Source organism: Streptomyces sp. NPDC005374, assembly GCF_042872225.1.
Lineage (GTDB): Bacteria > Actinomycetota > Actinomycetes > Streptomycetales > Streptomycetaceae > Streptomyces.
Map to the genome: position 1 here is coordinate 1 of NZ_JBIAKA010000009.1, position 19,823 is coordinate 19,823.

Annotated in this window: 18 protein-coding genes; 5 read left to right on the plus strand and 13 right to left on the minus strand. The window is 70.9% G+C overall.

Annotated elements, in window-relative coordinates:
- The first annotated feature begins 709 nt into the window (after positions 1-709).
- The gene (gene trpS / locus ACFYRX_RS23160; RefSeq protein WP_389102763.1) at positions 710-1,771 is read left to right on the plus strand and encodes a tryptophan--tRNA ligase; all 1,062 of its coding nucleotides are present in this window, start codon (positions 710-712) and stop codon (positions 1,769-1,771) included.
- On the opposite strand, the gene ACFYRX_RS23165 is transcribed toward trpS, so the two are convergent.
- Positions 1,675-2,724 (minus strand): GlxA family transcriptional regulator, encoded by a 1,050-nt coding sequence (locus ACFYRX_RS23165; protein WP_389102765.1) that lies wholly within the window; start codon positions 2,722-2,724, stop codon positions 1,675-1,677. The genes trpS and ACFYRX_RS23165 overlap by 97 nt on opposite strands.
- 75 nt (positions 2,725-2,799) lie before the next feature.
- Here ACFYRX_RS23165 and ACFYRX_RS23170 point away from each other — a divergent pair, with 75 nt between their 5' ends.
- A complete protein-coding gene (locus ACFYRX_RS23170) occupies positions 2,800-3,387 on the plus strand; it encodes a cysteine hydrolase family protein (RefSeq protein WP_389102767.1) in 588 nt (195 codons plus the stop codon).
- 17 nt (positions 3,388-3,404) lie between these two features.
- Here the strand turns inward: ACFYRX_RS23170 and proC are convergent, their stop codons facing one another.
- The 3 genes from proC to ACFYRX_RS23185 all read right to left on the minus strand — a co-directional run bounded on the left by proC (position 3,405) and on the right by ACFYRX_RS23185 (position 5,910).
- Entirely contained in the window at positions 3,405-4,217 is an 813-nt protein-coding gene (gene proC / locus ACFYRX_RS23175) for a pyrroline-5-carboxylate reductase (RefSeq protein WP_389102770.1), read from the minus strand.
- A gap of 92 nt (positions 4,218-4,309) precedes the next feature.
- The gene (locus ACFYRX_RS23180; RefSeq protein ID WP_389102772.1) at positions 4,310-5,101 is read right to left on the minus strand and encodes an ABC transporter permease; all 792 of its coding nucleotides are present in this window, start codon (positions 5,099-5,101) and stop codon (positions 4,310-4,312) included.
- Positions 5,098-5,910 (minus strand): ABC transporter ATP-binding protein, encoded by an 813-nt coding sequence (locus tag ACFYRX_RS23185; RefSeq protein WP_389102775.1) that lies wholly within the window; start codon positions 5,908-5,910, stop codon positions 5,098-5,100. The genes ACFYRX_RS23180 and ACFYRX_RS23185 overlap by 4 nt, the downstream gene beginning before the upstream one ends.
- Before the next feature lie 243 nt (positions 5,911-6,153).
- Between ACFYRX_RS23185 and ACFYRX_RS23190 the strand changes: the two genes are divergently transcribed.
- The gene (locus ACFYRX_RS23190) at positions 6,154-7,587 is read left to right on the plus strand and encodes a SulP family inorganic anion transporter (RefSeq protein ID WP_389102777.1); all 1,434 of its coding nucleotides are present in this window, start codon (positions 6,154-6,156) and stop codon (positions 7,585-7,587) included.
- On the opposite strand, the gene ACFYRX_RS23195 is transcribed toward ACFYRX_RS23190, so the two are convergent.
- The 4 genes from ACFYRX_RS23195 to ACFYRX_RS23210 form a co-directional block, all read right to left on the minus strand.
- Positions 7,551-8,330: a class I SAM-dependent methyltransferase gene (locus ACFYRX_RS23195; protein WP_389102780.1), complete on the minus strand. Its 780-nt coding sequence runs from the start codon at positions 8,328-8,330 to the stop codon at positions 7,551-7,553. The genes ACFYRX_RS23190 and ACFYRX_RS23195 overlap by 37 nt on opposite strands.
- 99 nt (positions 8,331-8,429) lie before the next feature.
- Positions 8,430-8,957 (minus strand): EamA/RhaT family transporter, encoded by a 528-nt coding sequence (locus ACFYRX_RS23200; RefSeq protein WP_389102782.1) that lies wholly within the window; start codon positions 8,955-8,957, stop codon positions 8,430-8,432.
- A gap of 44 nt (positions 8,958-9,001) precedes the next feature.
- Positions 9,002-9,310: a hypothetical protein gene (locus ACFYRX_RS23205; RefSeq protein ID WP_389103668.1), complete on the minus strand. Its 309-nt coding sequence runs from the start codon at positions 9,308-9,310 to the stop codon at positions 9,002-9,004.
- A 46-nt stretch (positions 9,311-9,356) separates the two neighbouring features.
- Positions 9,357-9,674 carry an SH3 domain-containing protein gene (locus ACFYRX_RS23210; RefSeq protein ID WP_389102784.1) on the minus strand — a complete coding sequence of 106 codons (318 nt, stop codon included), beginning with the start codon at positions 9,672-9,674 and terminating at the stop codon, positions 9,357-9,359.
- Positions 9,675-9,856: 182 nt separating this feature from the next.
- Between ACFYRX_RS23210 and ACFYRX_RS23215 the strand changes: the two genes are divergently transcribed.
- The gene (locus tag ACFYRX_RS23215) at positions 9,857-11,968 is read left to right on the plus strand and encodes a serine/threonine-protein kinase (protein WP_389102786.1); all 2,112 of its coding nucleotides are present in this window, start codon (positions 9,857-9,859) and stop codon (positions 11,966-11,968) included.
- Positions 11,969-12,026: 58 nt separating this feature from the next.
- On the opposite strand, the gene ilvD is transcribed toward ACFYRX_RS23215, so the two are convergent.
- The 4 genes from ilvD to ACFYRX_RS23235 form a co-directional block, all read right to left on the minus strand.
- A complete protein-coding gene (ilvD, locus tag ACFYRX_RS23220; RefSeq protein ID WP_389102788.1) occupies positions 12,027-13,880 on the minus strand; it encodes a dihydroxy-acid dehydratase in 1,854 nt (617 codons plus the stop codon).
- A 183-nt stretch (positions 13,881-14,063) separates the two neighbouring features.
- Positions 14,064-14,783 (minus strand): TetR family transcriptional regulator, encoded by a 720-nt coding sequence (locus ACFYRX_RS23225; protein WP_389102790.1) that lies wholly within the window; start codon positions 14,781-14,783, stop codon positions 14,064-14,066.
- Positions 14,780-15,604, minus strand: a complete 825-nt coding sequence (locus ACFYRX_RS23230; protein ID WP_389102792.1) for a sugar phosphate isomerase/epimerase family protein — start codon at positions 15,602-15,604, stop codon at positions 14,780-14,782. The genes ACFYRX_RS23225 and ACFYRX_RS23230 overlap by 4 nt, the downstream gene beginning before the upstream one ends.
- Positions 15,605-15,744: 140 nt before the next feature.
- Positions 15,745-16,686 (minus strand): Ppx/GppA family phosphatase, encoded by a 942-nt coding sequence (locus ACFYRX_RS23235; RefSeq protein WP_389102794.1) that lies wholly within the window; start codon positions 16,684-16,686, stop codon positions 15,745-15,747.
- A gap of 71 nt (positions 16,687-16,757) precedes the next feature.
- Between ACFYRX_RS23235 and ACFYRX_RS23240 the strand changes: the two genes are divergently transcribed.
- On the plus strand, positions 16,758-17,654 hold the full coding sequence (locus ACFYRX_RS23240) for a hypothetical protein (protein WP_389102797.1): 897 nt from the start codon (positions 16,758-16,760) through the stop codon (positions 17,652-17,654).
- A gap of 439 nt (positions 17,655-18,093) precedes the next feature.
- On the opposite strand, the gene ACFYRX_RS23245 is transcribed toward ACFYRX_RS23240, so the two are convergent.
- Positions 18,094-19,812: a hypothetical protein gene (locus tag ACFYRX_RS23245; RefSeq protein ID WP_389102799.1), complete on the minus strand. Its 1,719-nt coding sequence runs from the start codon at positions 19,810-19,812 to the stop codon at positions 18,094-18,096.
- Between the last annotated feature and the right edge of the window lie 11 nt (positions 19,813-19,823).

The window sequence follows — 19,823 nt, forward strand, 5'->3', positions numbered from 1 at the left end:
TATCAACATATCTGGCGTTGATTTTTGGCACGCTGTTGAGTTCTCAAGGAACGGACGCTTCCTTTGTACTCACCCTCTCGGGCTTTCCTCCGGGCTTTTCCCTTCGGTCTTGCGTTTCCGACTCTATCAGACCGTTTCCGGCTCCGATTTCCTCGGTGCTTTCCAGGTTCCCGCTTCCGCGTTTCCCTTTCCGGCGACTCCGACTCTATCAGATCCTTTCGGGCCTGACTCCCAGTCAGAGGGGGCTTGCCTTCCCGGCTGTTGGGCCGTTCCGACGAGTGAGACTTTAGCGGATTCCCGGCTCCCGAGCTAATCGGGGACCGTCGTTCTTTCGAACGTGGATTCCTCATTTCGCGAATACGCACGCCAATGCGGCGACGGCAGACAGAGTGACTGTCGTCGTTTGTTGGCTGGTCTTGCGGAATGGCTGTCCGGGGACCGACCGGAGTCGGCGCTCACGTCGGACAACTCGGAGAACACTACGTACCGGGCTGGGGAGTGTCAACTCAAGGCCGGACGGGCCCCTGCAGGCGTACGCTGGCCTGCATGACAACGCGTACGTGCACCCAGCAGTGGTGGGCCGCCTGACGGCGGCCGGAGTCACGTATGCACTCAACGGCCGCCGCCTCGGCGGCCGTTCTTGTTTCCACCTCCAGGACTCCTGAGGGTCGGCCGGCCGGGGCGGCGGTCTCGACCAGGAGGTGGAGAGATGACGCGGGTCTTCAGCGGGGTCAAGCCGACGGGGCATCTGACGCTGGGGAACTACCTGGGAGCCATGCGGCAGTGGGTCGCGGAGGACCAGCACCGGGCGGAGTCGCTGTTCTGCATTGTCGACCTGCATGCCCTCACCGTCGACCATGATCCGGCGCGGGTGCGCCGGCTGAGTCGGCAGGCCGCGACGCTGCTGCTCGCGGCGGGACTGGATCCCGAGCTGTGCACCGTGTTCGTACAGAGTCATGTGGACGAGCACGCTCGGCTGTCGTACGTGCTGGAGTGCGTGGCCACGGACGGCGAGATGCGGCGGATGATCCAGTACAAGGAGAAGGCCGCTCGGGAGCGGGCGCGAGGCGGGAGTGTGCGGCTGTCGCTGCTCACCTATCCCGTGCTGATGGCGGCGGACATCCTGGCGTACGGGGCCGACGAGGTGCCGGTCGGGGACGACCAGGCTCAGCATGTGGAGCTGACGCGGGATCTGGCGGTGCGGTTCAACCAGCGGTACGGATACACGTTCGTGGTGCCACGGGCCACTGTGCCCAAGGTGGGCGCGCGGGTCATGAATCTGCAGGAGCCGACCTCGAAGATGGGGAAGTCCGACGACTCCGGGCCGGGGATCGTCTATCTGCTCGACGAGCCGGACGTCGTGCGGCGGAAGGTCATGCGGGCCGTGACCGACAGCGGGCGGGAGGTCGTGTACGACCGGGAGGCCCGGCCCGGGCCGGCGAACCTGCTGGAGATCCTCGCGTCCTGCACGGGTGGGAACCCATCGGAGCTGAGCGGTGTATATGAGTCGTACGGCGCCTTGAAGAAGGACACCGCCGAGGCCGTGGTCGAGGTCTTGAGGCCCGTGCAGGACAGGCACAAGGAGTTGTGCGCGGATCCTGGCTATGTGGAGGGGGTGCTGCGGGATGGCGCGGAGAGGGCGAGGGCCATGGCCCGGCCGACCGTGGATGCCGCCTATCGCGCGATCGGGCTGCTGCCGGCTGCTTCCGATCCGGTCGCTGTGGATACCGGCGGGGTCGGCAGTGGTGTCGCGTTGAACGCTGCTCGGTAGGCACGTGGGCTGGTGGCGAGGCGCGCTGCGAAGTGCTGGCGCATCGTGACCTCGCTGCCGAAGCCGGCGCGGCGGGCGATCTCGGGCATCGGCAGGTCGGTGCGCTCGAGGAGTTTCTGGGCTGCGGCGATGCGCTGGTCGAGGAGCCAGCGAAGCGGTGTCGTGCCGGTCTCCGCGGTGAAGTGACGGGCGAAGCTGCGGGCGGACATCCCTGCGTGGCCAGCCAGCTCGGCGACCGTGAGCGGTTCGTGGAGGCGGCGCAGGGCGTGCTCGCGTACGGCGGCGAGGGTGTCGGAGTCACGGTCGGCGCGCGGGGTGGGGTGCTCGATGAACTGGGCCTGGGTTCCGGTGCGGAAGGGCGCGGTGACCATCGAGCGGGCGATGGTGGCCGCGGCTTCGGCGCCGTGGGCCTGACGGACGAGGTGGAGGCAGAGGTCGATGCCTGCCGCGGTGCCAGCCGAGGTCCAGATGTTGTCGTCCTCGATGAAGAGGGCGTCGGAGACGACGGTGACCTGGGGGTGGTGTGTGCGGAGGAGATCGATCAGGTTCCAGTGGGTGATGGCGCGGCGACCGGTGAGGAGGCCGGCCTGGGCGAGGGTGAAGGCGCCGCCGCACAGGGCCGCGATGGTGATGCCGCGGGTGTGCGCGCGGCGAAGGGCTTCGAGAACGGGGGTGGGTGCGGAGGTGAGGTGGTCGTCGAGGCCGGGGATCACGATGAGGTCGGCGCGGGACAGCCAGCTGAGGGTGCGGTCGGGAAGGAGGGTGAGGCCACCGCGCATGGAGACAGGTGCGGTGTCGGGGGCGACTCGGCGCAGCTCGAAGGCGGGGGCTCCGCGATCGGCGCGGTCGGTGCCCCAGACCTCGGTGATGACGGAGACATCGAAGGCGCGGATGCCGGGGAAGGCGACCAGAGCGACGCGGTATGCACGCTGCTTCTCTCCAGGGTTCTCCACGGGTGGCAGTAAACCATCGATCGCTGGCTTTTCACCCTCTGGGTGGGATGGGCGCCCGGCGGCAGGATCGTCGGCATGGAGATCGCAGAGAACGCAGCGCTGGTGGTCGTGGACGTCCAGAAGGGCTTCGACGAGGCCGACTTCTGGGGACCGCGCAACAACCCTGACGCCGATGACAACATCGCTTCGCTCATCGACGTGTGGCAGGCGACGGGCCGGCCGGTCGTGTTCGTACGGCACGACTCGCCGAAGCCCGGGTCGCCGCTGCGGACGGGGTACGAGGGGAACGGCTTCAAGGAGTACGTGGAGCGGCGGCGCGGGAAGGGGGTTGGCGGCGCTGAGCTGCTGGTCACGAAGACTGTGAACTCGGCCTTCTACGGCACGCCGGACCTGGATGCCTGGCTGAAGGCGGAGGGGGTCTCGCAGGTCGTGGTGGCCGGGATCCAGACCAACATGTGCGTGGAGACGACGGCTCGGATGGGCGGGAACCTGGGATACGAGGTGGTGGTCGCGTATGACGCGACGCACACGTTCGATCTGGAGGGCCCGTTCGGCTGGCGGCGGAGTGCGGACGAGCTGGCGCAGGCGTCGGCGGTCTCGCTGCACGGGGGCGGCTTCGCTCGTGTGGTGGCCACGAAGGACGTGGTGGACGCGGCGGGGTGACCGCCCCCGAGCGGGCGTCAGTCCTTCTGGCCGGAGGCCAGTGCGCGGCTGCGGTCGCGGGCGGCTTCGAGGGCGGCGATGAGGGCGGCGCGTACGCCGTGGTTCTCGAGTTCGCGGATGGCGTTGATGGTGGTGCCCGCGGGAGACGTGACGTTCTCGCGGAGCTTCACCGGGTGTTCGCCGCTGTCGCGGAGCATCGTGGCGGCGCCGATCGCGGACTGGACGATCAGGTCGTGGGCCTTGTCGCGGGGCAGGCCGAGCAGGATGCCGGCGTCCGTCATGGCTTCGACCAGGTAGAAGAAGTACGCCGGTCCGGAGCCGGAGAGGGCGGTGCAGGCGTCCTGCTGGGACTCGGGGACGCGGAGCGTCTTGCCGACGGCGCCGAAGATCTCCTCGGTGTGAGCGAGGTGGTCGCCGGTGGCGTGGGTGCCGGCGGAGATGACGGACATGGCCTCGTCGACCAGGGCGGGGGTGTTGGTCATGACGCGGACGACCGGGGTGCCGTTGGCGAGGCGTTCCTCGAAGAAGGAGGTGGGGATGCCGGCGGCGCCGCTGATGACCAGGCGGTCGGCGGGGACGTGCGGGGCGAGTTCGTCCAGGAGGGTGCCCATGTCCTGCGGTTTGACGGTGAGGATCAGAGTGTCGGCGGCCTTGGCGGCTTCCGGGTTGGTGACCGGGGCGACTCCGTAGCGGGTGCGGAGTTCCTCGGCTCGCTCTGGGCGGCGGGCGGTGACCAGGAGGTCGGCCGGGGCCCAGCCGGCGCGGATCATTCCGCTGAGCAGGGCTTCGCCGATCTTGCCGGTGCCGAGGACTGCGACTTTCTGACTCATGCGGTTCAGTCTGGCACCGGTTCGTCGGGGGTCGGTCGGATGTCCGGTGGGCGGGACGTGGGTCGGGCGGGCGGAATCCACCCCGACCGGCTCTAAGCCGTCCTGCGCCGGACGGTTGCCGCGCCCAGGCACAGAACCAGCAGTGCGCAGCCCGCCACGATCAGGGCGTCCCGGACGAAGGTCGCTGTCATGTCCGTGTGCCTGAGGACCTCGTTCATGCCGTCGACGGCGTAGGACATGGGGAGGACGTCGGAGATGGCTTCCAGGACGGGGTGCATGTTGTCTCGGGGGGTGAAGAGGCCGCAGAGGAGGAGTTGGGGGAAGATCACGGCCGGCATGAACTGGACGGCCTGGAATTCGGAGGCCGCGAAGGCCGAGACGAACAGGCCGAGGGCGGTGCCGAGCAGGGCGTCGAGGAGGGCGACGAGCAGCAGGAGCCAGGGGCTGCCGGTGACGTCGAGGCCGAGGAACCAGACGGCGAGGCCGGTCGCGAGGGCGGACTGGATGATCGCGAGGGTTCCGAAGGCGAGGGCGTAGCCGGCGATGAGGTCGCCTTTGCCCAGCGGCATGGCGAGGAGGCGTTCGAGGGTGCCGGAGGTGCGTTCGCGCAGGGTGGCGATGGAGGTGACCAGGAACATCGTGATGAGCGGGAAGATCCCGAGGAGGGAGGCGCCGATGCTGTCGAAGGTGCGCGGGCTGCCGTCGAAGACGTAGCGCAGCAGGAGCAGCATCACGCAGGGGATCAGGATCAGCATCGCGATGGTGCGTGGGTCGTGGCGGAGCTGGCGCAGGACCCGGGCCGCGGTGGCGGTGGTGCGGGAGAGGCTGAGGGCGCTGGTGGGGGCGGGCGCGGGCCTGATGGGGGTCGGGGTCGTCGTGGTCATCGCGTGGGCTCCTTGGTGCGGCTTGCCTCGGTGGCCTGGTCGACGAGGTGGAGGAAGGCCTCCTCGACGGTGTCGGAGTTCGTGCGGGTGCGGAGGGCCTCGGGGGTGTCGTCGGCGAGGATCTCGCCCTGGCGCATGAGGAGGAGGCGGTGGCAGCGCTCGGCCTCGTCCATGACGTGGGAGGAGATGAGGAGGGTGGCGCCGCGGCGGGCGGCGATGTCGTGGAAGAGGTTCCAGAGATCGCGGCGCAGGACGGGGTCGAGGCCGACGGTGGGTTCGTCGAGGACGAGGAGTTCGGGGGCGCCGAGGAGGGCGACTGCCAGGGAGACGCGGCTGCGCTGGCCTCCGGAGAGGTTGCCGGCGAGGGAGTCGGCGTGGGTGGTGAGGTCGACGTCGGTGATGGCCCGGGTGACGTCGGAGCGGCGGCGGTCGGCGGCTGCGCGGCCGGGGTCGAGGATCGCGGCGAAGTAGTCGAGGTTCTGGCGGACGGTCAGGTCGTCGTAGACGGAGGGTGCCTGGGTGACGTAGCCGATGCGGGTGCGCAGGGTGGCGTGTCCCGCGGGGTGGCCGAGGACGTCGAGGGTGCCGGTGACTTTGGCCTGGGTGCCGACGATCGAGCGCATCAGTGTGGACTTGCCGCATCCCGAGGGGCCGAGGAGGCCGGTGATCTGGCCGCGGGGGACGTCGAAGGCGAGGTCGCGCAGGACGGTGCGGGGGCCTCGGACGACGGTGAGGCCGTCGGCGTGGACGGCCTTGTCGTCGGTGCCGGTTTCGCCGGTGTCGGGTGGGCGGGGCACTTTATTCATCATGCGATGAATAATGCTCTCGCCGACGGGACCCGTCAAGCCGGGTGCACACGACGGCGCAGGCGCGCGGTGGCGTGATCGGAGGCGGGTGATCCGGTTGCGCGCCTCCGATTCCCTGTGCCGACCAGGAGAATTTGATGCGCGATCAACTGCCGTTACCGACAATGGATTTCAGTGCCGCGCACTCCCCCGGTGCGGCACGCCCACGCATCTCCCGTTCGGTTCGCAACCGGAGGTGCTCCGTTCATGCGCTGTCGCGTAGGCAAGACCGATCTGTTCGCGTCTCTCGTCGTGTTTCTCGTGGCGCTGCCCCTGTGTGTGGGCATCGCCATCGCCTCCGGCGTGCCCGCCGAACTGGGGCTGGTCACCGGGATCGTCGGCGGCCTCGTCGCCGGTGCACTGCCCGGCAGCAGTCTTCAGGTGAGCGGGCCGGCGGCGGGATTGACCGTGCTGGTCTACGAGGCCGTCCATCGGTACGGCGTCGAGGCGCTCGGGGTGCTGGTGCTCGGAGCCGGTCTCGTGCAGCTGGGGCTCGGGGCGCTGCGGCTCGGGCGGTGGTTCCGGGCCGTGTCCATGGCCGTCGTGCAGGGGATGCTCGCCGGGATCGGGCTCGTGCTGGTGGCCGCGCAGGTGTACGCCCTCGGTGATGTGGCGGCGCCGGCGGGCGGGCTCGCCAAACTCGGCGGACTGCTGTCGTTGCCCGGGCGGCTGGACCCGGGGGCGTTGTCAGTGGGGGCTGCCACTATTGCCGTAGTGCTGCTGTGGCCTCGGTGGCGGCGGGGGGCCCGGCTGGTGCCGGCGCCGTTGGTGGCGGTGGGGCTGGCTTCGGTGGTGACCTGGGTGCTCGGCCTGTCGGTGCGGCGGGTCGAGGTGCGTGGACTGGTGGATGCCGTACGGCTGCCGCAGGCGGCGGAGTTCGGGCGGCTGACGGAAGTGGGGGTGATCGGGACTGTCGTGGCCTTCGCGTTGATCGCGTCGGCGGAGTCGCTGTTCAGTGCGGCGGCGGTGGACCGGCTGCACACGGGGCGGCGGACGGACTACGACCGGGAACTGATGGCGCAGGGCGCGGGAAACGCGGTGTGCGGGCTGCTGGGGGCGCTGCCCATGACCGCCGTCATCGTGCGGAGCGCGGCGAACCTGCAGGCGGGGGCGCGGACCAAGGCCTCGCGGGTGCTGCACGGGGTGTGGCTGCTGGTCTTCACCGTCGTGCTGCCCGGGATGCTCGGACTGATCCCGGTGGCGGCACTGGCAGCGCTGCTGGTGCACGCCGGGTGCAGGCTCGTGCCGGTGCGGGAGATGCGGGCGCTGTGTCGGGGGCACCGCGGCGAGCTGGTCGTGCTCGGGGTGACCGCCGCGGCCATCGTCGTCGGGAACCTGTTCGAGGGCGTGCTGGTGGGGCTGGCGCTGGCCGTGGCCAAGACCGCGTGGGACATCAGCCATGTGCATGTGGAGATCGAGGACCGAGGGGAGGCGGGGATCGTCGTACAGGTACTGGGGCATGCCACCTTCCTGCGGCTGCCGAAGCTGCTGGACGCGCTGGAGGCGTTGCCGCGGGACCGTGAGGTGCGACTGGAGCTGGGTGGGCTCAGGCATGTGGACCACGCGTGCGCGGCGGCTCTGGAGGGGTGGGGCGCCGCACGGGGTCAGGCGGTGGTGGCCACCATCAGCTCGACGTCGTAGGTCTCCTCGACGGTTCCGTCCGGGAAGAGCTCCAGCAGGATCCGGCGTTCCTCGGTGAGGAAGGCGTCCGCGTGTTCCTCACCCGCCACCAGGAACATCGAGTGGCTGCCGATGTTGGCGAGGTGGGTGTCGACGGGGACGCGGCGGCTCCAGCGGACGACGCGGCGCGCGAAGTCCAGGCGGCCGCTCGGGTCGGCCAGGGCGGACCGGGTTCCGTCGCCGTTCACCTCGACGGCCGGGTGGGCGCCGTAGGCCTTGAAGTGCTCGGCGACCCGGCCGACCTGACCGGCGATCCACGGGACGTCGAGGGCGTAGGTGTTCCACCACAGGGCGAGCGCACCGCCCCCGCGCAGTACGCGGAGGGCTTCCGGGACCGCGCGGGCGGGGTCGGTCCAGTGCCAGGACTGGGCGTAGGTCACGAAGTCGACGGAGTCCGCGAGGAGGGGGAGGTCGTTGCCGTCGCCCCTGATGACCGGGATACCGGGGTGCGTGCGGCGGAACTCCGCGGCCATGCCGTCCCCGGGTTCGACGGCCACGACGTCGGCGCCCCGAGCGTGCAGCAGGGCGGTCGCGATGCCCGTACCGGCGCCGATGTCCGCGACGCGGGCGCCGGCCAGGGGGCGACCGGCGAGTTCCTCAACGGCGTCGAGGAGGGCGGGCGGATAGGAGGGGCGGTTGGCGGCGTACTGGGCTGCGGCGGCGTTGAAGGAGTGGGCGCGGGTGGCGTGGAAGGAGGCCGTCATAGGGCCATGGTGCCGGGGAGGGGGGCGGGAAGCGGTGAGTTTTCGGTGAGAAGCGGAGGGGCTGAAGGGCAGCGCGCCTCGCCCGCGGTTCCCGGCGCCTCAGCCGCGGCGCTTCTTCTTGGAAGGGTTGCCGGTGCGCCGGGAGTTCCGCTTCTCGTGCAGCTTCAGCGCCGCCTCGTACTCCTCGCGGTGGAGCTTCTCGCCGGGCGCCTCGGTGAGGGAGCGGAGGAAGTAGGCGAGGAGGGAGCCGACGAAGCCGATGGCCAGCAGGCCGCGGAGGGAGGCCTGGCGGTCGGGGTCGGGGTGCTTGCCGAAACCGTCCCAGGTGTTGCGGAACGCCAGCGCGCTGCAGATCGCGAACATCGCGATGACGAGGACGGTCACGAAGCTGCCGGTGTCGGCGATCCGGAGGCCCTCGTAGGCGAAGCGCAGGACCAGGCAGGAGGCGACGGCTGCGGCGAGGGAGCCGACGGCCACGCCGACGCGGCGCAGGGCGTAGCCGTTGTCGTGGTTCGCCCAGGTCGTGCCGAAGAAGCGGATCGGTTCGGGGCGGGGGCCGCCCGCTGGGGAGCCGCCGCCCTCTGGGGAGCCCGCGGGGATGTCCTGGGTGCCGGATTCGTCGCTCACGGGACGATTATGGCGCCGGGGCGGGGGCGGGCTCCCTTCGGGGATCAGCCGCAGTTCGAGGCCACGTAGCCGTCGCTGCCGGTCTTCACGTAGGTGTCTGAGACGAACTCACCGTTGGCGATATTGTCCCAGATGTTCGACGTGCCGTAGTAGCCCGACACCGTCTCACCCGGCGTCTGGCAGAAGATCGCCACCTTCGCGCCCTCGGGCAGGACACGGACGATGCCGTACTGCGTTCCGGGACCACGGCGGACGTTCAGTCGGAGGCCCGGTGCGACGTCGTAGTAGTGGACGGCGGCCTCGGCGTGGGCGGCGCCCACCATGAGGAAGGCGCCGGCGAGGCCTAAGAGCATGACGGATCTGCGCTTCACGGAGGTCATGAGGATTCTCCAGGGAGGCTCAGGAGCAGCGGTCGGCGACGTAGCCGTCGCTGCCGGTGAGTACGTAGGCGTCAGAGATGTACTGGCTGTTGCTGATGTTGTCCCAGATGTTGCTGGTGCCGTAGGGACCGGTGACCGACGTGCCCGGGGTCTGGCAGTAGATCGGCACCTTGGCGCCCTCGGGCAGTACCCGCACGATGCTGTAGCTCGTGCCGGGACCGCTGCGGACGTTGAGCCGGACTCCGGGCGCGATCGAGTAGTAGCGAACCGACGCCGCCGCCGTCAGGGCCTCGGCATGCTCGACGCCCCCGGTCTCTTCCACGCGGTCAACAGACATGAAAATCCTCCCCCGTTGGTCCCCATGACTGCCATGAGGTCCCGTTGATTCCCCTAAATCACGCCATGAAACACATGTACGTAACTCGCACGCGGACACTAGCAAGCCGCCTCTGTCCCGTACGAGTCATCGAATAGGCTCCGTGTGTCGCGCGCGCGGACGATCAGCACGGGGGTGGTTCCATGGCGCCACAGGGCAGCACCGGAGCGGGCGCGGAAGCGGAACTTCCCGAGTACGCCGGTCACTACCGGCTGGAGTCATGCCTCGGGTCCGGTGGGATGGGCGTCGTGCACATCGCGCGCAGTACCTCGGGGATGAAGCTCGCGGTGAAGGTCGTACACACCGAGTTCGCCAAGGACCCCGAGTTCAGAGGGCGTTTCCGGCAGGAGGTGGCCGCGGCTCGGAAGGTGAGCGGGGCGTTCACGGCGTCCGTCGTCGACGCCGATCCCGATGCCGAACGGCCCTGGATGGCCACGCTGTTCATCCCCGGGTCGACGCTCTCCGACGAGGTGAAGCGGAACGGGCCCATGGCGCCCGCCGAGTTGCGCCGGCTGATGGCCGGGCTCGCCGAGGCGCTGCGCGACATCCATCGGGTCGGGGTGGTCCACCGGGACCTGAAGCCGAGCAATGTGCTGCTCGCCGAGGACGGCCCCAAGGTCATCGACTTCGGCATTTCTCGGCCAAAGGACAGCGAACTTCGCACCGAGACCGGCAAGTTGATCGGGACGCCGCCGTTCATGGCGCCGGAGCAGTTCCGGCGGCCGAGGGAGGTGGGTCCCGCGGCCGACATCTTCGCCCTGGGCTCGGTGATGGTGCATGCGGCGACCGGGCGCGGGCCGTTCGACTCCGACAGTCCCTATGTCGTCGCCTACCAGGTCGTACACGACGAGCCGGATCTGACGGGTGTACCGGAGAATCTCGCGCCGGTCATCATGCGGTGTCTCGCCAAGGAACCCGAGGACCGGCCCACGCCGGACGAGTTGATGCGGGAACTGCGGTCGGTCGCCGCCTCGTACGACACGCAGGCGTTCATACCGGCCCAGCGCACGGGTGACGTGACAGAGCAGGAACAGCAGCAGAAGCAGGGGCCGAGGAAGCCGGCGTCACGGCTCAGGAGACGTCCGTCCGCGAAGGCCGTCCTCGCCGCCGTCGGCGTCGTGCTCGTCCTGGCCGGCGCCCTCGCCTCCGTCCGTTGGCTCGGCACCAGCGGCGACGCCGTCGCGAAGAGCGGCGAGGAGCCCACGGCCACCGCTCCTGGATCGGCCGGCTGGGAGGCGAACCCGGTGCCGAAGGGCACGGGTGAAGTGCAGTGCTCGTTCGGAACACGTCAGTTGCTCTGTGCGCGGCCAGGGACGGTCTTCGCCCTGAACCCGTCGGACGGCACCGTGCTGTGGCGGCACTCCGTCGCCGCGTCGAGCCCGAGCAAGGCGCCGGTGGCAGGGGGCGGTCTCGTACAGCCCATGGTGGACGAGGGGCAACGCCTGGAGGCACTCGATCCCGCCTCGGGCAAGGCACGTTGGCAGCGGACCCTGCCCGCGCACAACGCCATGCGGACCGCGGGAGGAATGCTCCTGTTGACCCTCCTCGACGGAACGGTCACCGGCGTGGACGCCGCGACAGGCGACACCGGGTGGAGCGGGCGGATACCGGGGCAGCCCATGCCGACGTTCGTCTCGTTCGCCGGGGATCCGCTGGCGTACACGACGACCTTGTCCAGCGACTCGTTGAGCACCCGGGTCACCGCGGTGGACCCGGCGACCGGAGCGGTGCGCTGGGACGCGCGGCTGAGCGGAAACCTGACCCCCGTGGGCGTGCACGACGGATCGGTCTTCTTCCTGTCCACGAGCAACGTGTACGGCGACACGGACGCCGTCGTTCGCTACACCCCTGCCACCGAGTCCTCGCACCGGGTGAAACTCCCGGTGGCCCGCTCCGACGCCCAGGCCACCGTGCAAGGCACCGTGGTCTATCTACTGGGGACGAACGGCTCCCTGGATGCCGTGGACACGGGGTCGGACAAGCGGCTCTGGACTCTTGAGACGTCCGTGAGCCGTGGTTCCGTACCGGTCGCGGACGCCCGCCATGTGTACTTCACCGCGGCCGACGGACGGCTGCTGGCCGTCGACTCCGCCAAGGGGCGCCTCGTCGGGCAGACCCCGGCGCGGCTCGGCTCGAACAGCGGCACGGTCGCCGGCGCGCTGCCCAAACCCGTCCTCGCCGGCAACCACGTCTACGCCACCGCCCCCGACGGCACCGTCTTCGCCGTGGACGCCCGCGATCCCTCCGCCTGGTAGCGCGCCGGGCAACGCGAAAGGGCCGCCCCCGAGGAGGCGACCCCAGGCGTCAGCGTGTTCAGCCGAGCTTCGACACGTCCCGGACCGCGCCCTTGTCCGCGCTCGTGGCCATCGCCGCGTAGGCGCGCAGCGCGGCCGAGACCTTGCGCTCGCGGTTCTTCGGGGCGTACACGCCGCCCAGAGCCGCCTCTCGGCGCGCGAGTTCGGCGTCGTCGACCAGGAGCTCGATGGTGCGCCCCGGGATGTCGATGCGGATGCGGTCGCCGTTCTCGACGAGGGCGATGGTGCCGCCGGCCGCCGCTTCCGGGGAGGCGTGCCCGATGGACAGGCCGGAGGTGCCGCCGGAGAAGCGGCCGTCGGTGATCAGGGCGCACGCCTTGCCGAGGCCGCGGCCCTTCAGGTACGAGGTCGGGTAGAGCATCTCCTGCATGCCGGGGCCGCCCTTGGGGCCCTCGTAGCGGATGACGACGACGTCGCCCTCCTTGACCTGCTGGGTGAGGATCTTCTGGACGGCCTCCTCCTGCGACTCGCAGACGACCGCCGGGCCCTCGAACGTCCAGATCGACTCGTCGACGCCGGCCGTCTTCACGACACAGCCGTCGACCGCGAGGTTGCCCTTGAGGACGGCGAGACCGCCGTCCTTGGAGTACGCGTGCTCGGCGCTGCGGATGCAGCCCTCGGCGGCGTCCTCGTCCAGGGTCTCCCAGCGCTCCGACTGGGAGAAGGCCTCGGCGGAGCGGACGCAGCCCGGGGCCGCGTGCCACAGTTCCAGCGCCTTGGGCGAGGGCGAGCCGCCGCGGACGTCCCACGTCTTGAGCCAGTCCCCGAGGGAGGGGCTGTGGACCGAGTGGACGTCCTCCCGCAGCAGGCCCGCGCGGTGCAGTTCGCCGAGCAGGGCCGGGATGCCGCCCGCGCGGTGCACGTCCTCCATGTAGTACGTGCGGTTCTTCGCGACGTTGGGGGCGACCTTCGCGAGGCACGGCACGCGGCGCGAGACCTCGTTGATCTCCTCCAGGCCGAAGGGGACCTCCGCCTCCTGGGCCGCCGCCAGCAGGTGCAGGATCGTGTTGGTGGAGCCGCCCATGGCGATGTCCAGCGCCATCGCGTTCTCGAAGGCGGCGATGGTGGCGACGTTGCGCGGCAGGACCGTCTCGTCGTCCTGCTCGTAGTAGCGCCGGGTGATGTCCATGACCGTGTCGGCCGCGTCGACGTACAGCTGCTTGCGGGCCGTGTGGGTGGCGAGGACCGAGCCGTTGCCGGGGAGGGAGAGGCCGATGGCCTCGGTCAGGCAGTTCATCGAGTTGGCGGTGAACATGCCGGAACAGCTGCCGCAGGTCGGGCAGGCGTTCTCCTCGATACGGAGCATGTCCGCGTCGGAGATCTTCTCGTTCACGGCCTCGGACATCGCGTCGACCAGGTCGAGGGTGCGGACCGTGCCGTCCACGAGGGTCGCGCGGCCGGACTCCATCGGGCCGCCGGAGACGAAGACCGTGGGGATGTTGAGCCGCAGCGCGGCGTTCAGCATGCCCGGGGTGATCTTGTCGCAGTTGGAGATGCAGATCAGGGCGTCGGCGCAGTGGGCCTCGACCATGTACTCCACCGAGTCCGCGATCAGGTCGCGGGAGGGGAGGGAGTACAGCATGCCGCCGTGGCCCATCGCGATGCCGTCGTCGACGGCGATCGTGTTGAACTCGCGCGGGATGCCTCCGGCGGCGGTGATGGCCTCGCTGACGATGCGGCCGACCGGCTGGAGGTGGGTGTGGCCGGGCACGAACTCCGTGAAGCTGTTGGCGACCGCGATGATCGGCTTTCGGCCGATGTCCGCACCGGGTACACCGGAGGCGCGCATAAGGGCGCGTGCGCCCGCCATGTTGCGGCCGTGGGTGACTGTGCGGGACCTCAGCTCGGGCATCGTCGCTCGCTCCTTCGCGGACGGCCGTCGGACACTTCGAAGACGACCGTCGTATGAGACTTCTGACTTGTGACGAGCCTACGCCCGTCATCCAGGGGTCGGGACGGAGTGTCCGGAATGCGGGATGTCCGTCTCGGGATCGAAGCTCCGGGACCGCCCCGCCAGATCCCCACCTGTGACCCGTCAGAGCCCCGTCAGATGACCCTGCACCACCGGGGCCACCCGCGCGATGATCTGTTCGATGTCCGCCGACGCCAGCGGCTCCACCTTGATCACGTAGCGGAGCATGGCCGTCCCGACGAGTTGCGCGGCCGCCAGTTCGGCCCGCAGCTCCGCGTCCGGCAGGTCGAGCTGGTCGACGATGCGGCGCAGCAGCTGGGTGGCGACGAGCCGGCGGAAGACGGTGGCAGCGGTCTCGTTGTTCACGGCGGAGCGCACGATCGCCAGGATCGGCATGCGCGTCGCCGGGTTCTCCCAGATACCGAAGACGAAGCGGGTGAGACGCTCGCCGACGTCCTCCACGGGAACCTCGGCGAGGGCGTCCGGTCCACCGAGCACGGGCGCGGCGGCGACCTCCACGGCCGCCTCGAACACCTGCTCCTTGGTGCCGAAGTAGTGGTGGACCAGGGCCGAGTCGACCCCGGCGGCCTTGGCGATGCCGCGCACGGACGTCTTCTCGTAACCCCGTTCGGAGAACTCCTCGCGGGCCGCGCCGAGGATGCGGTCGCGGGTACCGGCCGCGTCCGATTCCGTACGACGGGGTCGGCCACGCTTCCGGGCGGAGACGTCGGCCGCTGCGGGGGAACCGGCGTGGCCGCCGACGGCCCGGGAATCAGCGTGACCGCCGACAGCCTGGGAACCGTCGTGGTCCCTCGCCGCCGCCGCACCGTCGCGGCTCCTCATCGTCGTGGCACCTTCACCGGCGAGGCCAAGTGGAGGCGGGTGAAGGCCAGGGCCTCCGCGAGGTCGGCCTCGCGTTCGGCGCCGGACATCGCGCGGCGGGTGTTGACCTCGATGACGACATGGCCGTCGAAGCCGCTCAGCGCGAGGCGTTCCAGCAGCTCGGCGCAGGGCTGGCCGCCCCGGCCGGGCACCAGGTGCTCGTCCTTCGCGGAACCGTTGCCGTCGGCGAGGTGGACGTGGCCGAGCCGGTCTCCCATCCGGTCGACCATCTGCATCGCGTCGGTCCGGGAGGTCGCCGCGTGGCTGAGGTCGATCGTGAAGTGCCGGTAGTCGTCCTTGGTGACGTCCCAGTCGGGGGCGTAGGCGAGCATCTCGCGGTCGCGGTAGCGCCAGGGGTACATGTTCTCGACGGCGAACCGTACGTCCGTCTCGTTCGCCATCCGCCAGATCCCGCTGACGAAGTCACGGGCGTACTGGCGCTGCCAGCGGAACGGCGGGTGTACGACGACCGTGCTCGCGCCCAGCTTCTCGGCGGCCGCGCGGGCTCGCTGGAGCTTGATCCAGGGGTCCGTCGACCACACGCGCTGGGTGATGAGCAGACAGGGGGCGTGCACGGCGAGTATCGGGATGCCGTGGTAGTCGGAGAGGCGGCGCAGGGCCTCGATGTCCTGGCTGACGGGGTCGGTCCACACCATGACCTCGACGCCGTCGTAGCCGAGGCGTGCGGCGATCTCGAAGGCCGTCGCCGTCGACTCCGGGTAGACGGAGGCCGTCGAGAGGGCGACCTTCGCGTCCGGGATCCGTACGACTGGTTCTGCCACGACGGTCAGCCTAAGGGGTTCGGTCGGGTGGGTATGGGGTGCCCATCGGCCGTTGTGGTGTTCGCCACTGGGCGGGTCGGAGTGCGTCGCGGTTGCACGCGCCCGCGCGGTGGAGCCGCGGGTGTCACGGCCTCACGCTCCTAGAGACTCTGCGCGGAACCCATGTGGTCAAGTCTGCGCAGGATGACGCCCTCTCTGAGCGCCCATGGGCAGATGTCGACCGTTTCCACACCGAACAGGTCCATCGCGCCCTCGGCCACCAGGGCGCCGGCCAGGAGCTGGTTGGCCCTGCCTTCGGAGACTCCCGGCAACTCCGCCCGCTGTTCCGTCGTCATACCGGCCAGCCTCGGGACCCAGGCCTCCAGGGACTCGCGCTTCAGTTCGCGTTGGACGTAGAGGCCCTCGGTGGAGCGGGCCGCGCCTGCGAGGCGGGCGAGCTGCTTGAAGGTCTTCGACGTGGCGACCACGTGGTCCGGGGCGCCGAAGCGCCTGAACTCTCCGACCGTGCGGGCGATCTGGGCGCGGACGTGCCGTCGCAGCGCCCTGACGGCGTCCGGGTCCGGGGGGTCGCCGGGGAGCCAGCCCGCGGTGAGGCGGCCCGCGCCGAGCGGCAGGGACACCGCCGCGTCCGGTTCCTCGTCGATGCCGAAGGCGATCTCCAGGGAGCCGCCGCCGATGTCGAGGACGAGGAGCTTGCCCACCGACCAGCCGAACCAGCGGCGGGCGGCGAGGAAGGTCAGCCGGGCCTCCTCGGCGCCGGTGAGGACCTGGAGCTCGACGCCGGTCTCGGCCTGCACGCGCGCGAGGACGTCATCGGCGTTGCTGGCCTCGCGGACGGCGGAGGTGGCGAACGGGAGCAGGTCCTCGACGCCCTTGTCCTCGGCGGCCTGACGCGCCTCCTGTATGACCGAGACCAGCTTCTCGACCCCTTCGGGACCGATCGCTCCGTCCCCGTCGAGGAGTTGGGCGAGGCGCAGTTCCGCCTTGTGCGAGTGCGCGGAAAGGGGGCGCGCGCCGGGGTGTGCGTCCACCACCAGCAGATGCACCGTGTTCGATCCCACGTCGAGGACACCGAGTCTCATGTAGGGAACGCTACTGCCAGCTGGGCGTTCGACTGTCTCCGGAGGGGCCTCGGGCGAATTACCCTGGACGTGTGCCGAAGACGAAAAAGGTGAAGGACGACAAAGCGGCCACAACTGGCGCCGGTTCTTCCCAGGTGAAGCCGCCGAAGCAGTCGCGGAAGTCCCGGAAGGCTCTGCAAGCCGACGAGAAGGGACTCGACTTCGCGCGCGCGTGGGTGGAGTTCCCGGATCCGGCGGACGACGAGCAGGTCTTCCGCTGCGACCTGACATGGCTGACCTCCCGATGGAACTGCATCTTCGGCAGCGGCTGCCAGGGCATCCAGGCGGGCCGGGCGGACGACGGGTGCTGCACGTTGGGTGCCCACTTCTCCGACGAGGACGACGAGAAGCGGGTCGCCGAGCATGTGGCGCGGCTCACTCCGGACGTCTGGCAGCACCACGCCGAGGGCACGGCCGGCGGCTGGGTCTCGGAGGACGAGGACGGCGACCGGCAGACCCGGCCCTTCCAGGGCTCCTGCATCTTCCAGAACCGGCCCGGATTCGCGGGCGGCGCGGGCTGCTCGCTGCACATCCTGGCCGTGAAGGAGGGCCGCGAGCCGCTGGAGACCAAGCCGGACGTCTGCTGGCAGCTCCCGGTGCGGCGGACGTACGACTGGATCGACCGGCCCGACGACACCCGCGTGCTCCAGGTCTCGATCGGCGAGTACGACCGGCGCGGCTGGGGCCCCGGCGGCCACGACCTGCACTGGTGGTGCACATCGGCGACCTCGGCGCACGGCGCGGGCGACCCGGTGTACGTGTCCTACCGGCCCGAGCTGATCGAGCTGATGGGCAAGGGCGGCTACGACCGTCTCGTCGAGCTGTGCGAGGAGCGGCTGGCCTCCCAGCTGCCCTTGCTGGCACCGCATCCGGCGGATCCGGTGGGTCCGGTGAACCATCCGGTGGACCCGGTGGGTCCCGTCGGCTGAGCGCTCCCGCAGGAAGGGCGGCACCGGGGACGCGAGGCGACGGGGTCGGCGCATCCTGGCGGCGGACGAGATTCCCGGTGAGCCCTGACCGCGCGGGCCACGCGGGCCGTTGTGTCCGTAAGCGCGGGACGACAGGCTCAGCGCAGCTCATCCTCGCGGCGTGGGGCAAAGCGCGCGGGCCATCCCCACGGCTCGTGGGCCCCGCGAGCCCTGACCGCGCGGGCCCCGACAGGGCCGTCCCGGCTCGAAGGCTCAGGGCGACAGGGACCGTCGGGTCCCGCTCGGCTCCGGGGTGAGACCCGGCGGCGGCCTACACGGCCCCAGTGCACGAGCCGGCGGTGACGAGGGACTCCACCCGCCCCGGGGCCCGGAACACGAACTGACGGCGTTCTGCCCCACCCCGCATGCACGACCTGCCCGGCCGCCCTTTCCCCATCGGCTACGACGACGAGGACGGACTGGGTTCGCCGCTGTCCGTCGGCGAGGGTGTCGAGCTCGCCGGGTCGGACGGCGTGGAGTCCGTCGGAGTGGGATCGGGGGTCGGGGACGAGGACGGCGGGTCGCTCGGCGTGGGATCCGACGGGGTCGAGGTCGTGGGGCTGGGCCCCGGGCCGGGCGGCGCAGTCGTCGGTCGGCCGGGGCCGCCGGGACGGCCGGGGTCGGACGGGGTGGGCGCGGTGCCGTAGCCCTGGATGGTGACGACGGCGCCGGCCGGTGAGAGCGCCACGCGCGCGCTCCAGGGGCCGGACGGCTCGCGCAGATGGTCGACGTACACCTTGATCGTCAACGACTCGCCCGGCTTCAGCGTTCCCGAGGACTGGCTGAGGTAGAGCCAGGAGGCTCCCGTGGTGGCCGACCAGCGGACCGGTCCGTCGCCGGTCGCGGTGAGGGTGACCAGGGTGGTGTCGCCGTCGTTGTCGGCCGCCACCGCCAGGTGCCCGGCACCCTTCTTGCCCGCTCCGGTGACGCTCACGACCTCAACGGACACGTCCGGGCGGCCGTCCTTGGCGAAGCGGTTGCCGGGTCCGGTGCGGGCGTTGCCCGCGTTGCCGGCGTTCTGGTAGCCGCCGCTCGCCGCCTCGCCGTCCAGGCTGCCGGGGCCGCGCGCCTCGCTGGCGCTCGCGGAGTGCCCGTCGGCCCCCTCGCCCGGACCGCCCCGGTAGGCGGCCCACAGGGCGAGCACGGGGGCGGCGATGACGGTGGCGACGACGGTCGTGGTGACGGCACGCGCGCGAAGCCGGTCGCGGCGGGCCGCGCGGTCCTTGGGGTCCATCGGGAAGCCGCGTCGGTCGAAGCGGGGCACGGCGGCGCCACGCGCGCGTGGCGGGTGCGCGAGCGCCATGTGCAGGGCCGCGCGCGGTGCTTCGAGCACGGGCAGCTCGGCCGGGGTGGTCATGGCGCCGGGCCAGCGTCCCGGGATCGCGCGCTCGGCGCTGCGGCGGCAGCGCGGGCAGTCGTCGACGTGGCGCACGAGTTCGCGGCGCAGGGCGGAACTGAGCACGAACTGGTTGTCGCCGGTGAGGCGGGCCACACCCGGGCAGTCGCCGGTCTCGACGACGGCGAGGGCCGCGCGCGTGCGCTCGACCTCGCAGGCGGCGGAGGCGAGCAGTTCGCGGGCGCCGGCGAGGTCCATGCCGAGGACGGCGGCCACCTCGTGGGCGGCGAGGTGGTGGCGCACGGCGAGTTCGAGCGCCTCGCGCTGCTCGGGGGTCGTACCGGCCGCCTCCGGCCAGGCCAGCTGGGCGAGTTCGCGGCGGCGGGCCTCCTGGGCCTCCTCGGCGACCGGGGTCTGCGCGGACTGCTCGGAAGCTCCGTGCCGTCCCGCCGCATGCGTGGCCTGACGTTTCTGCTTGGCCTCGGCCAGCTTGCGCAGACAGGCCCAGCGGGCCAGCGCGTACAGCCAGGACCTGCGGTCACCCGGCGCGTCCGGGCCGCCGCGCTTCTCGGCGAGGGCGAGGACATCGCCGAGGGCCGCGGTCGCCGCTTCGTGGTCGCACAGCACGGACAGGCAGTAGGTGAACAGGCCGTCCAGATACGGCTCGTAACGCGCGGGCGGCCGCTGCGCCAGCGTGCGCGCGGCACCGCGGTCGCGCTCCTCCCGTTGCGCCCGGTGCGCGCCGGTGGTGCGGGTCGAGGTCTCCGGACTGCTGCTCGTCATCCGTGGACCGT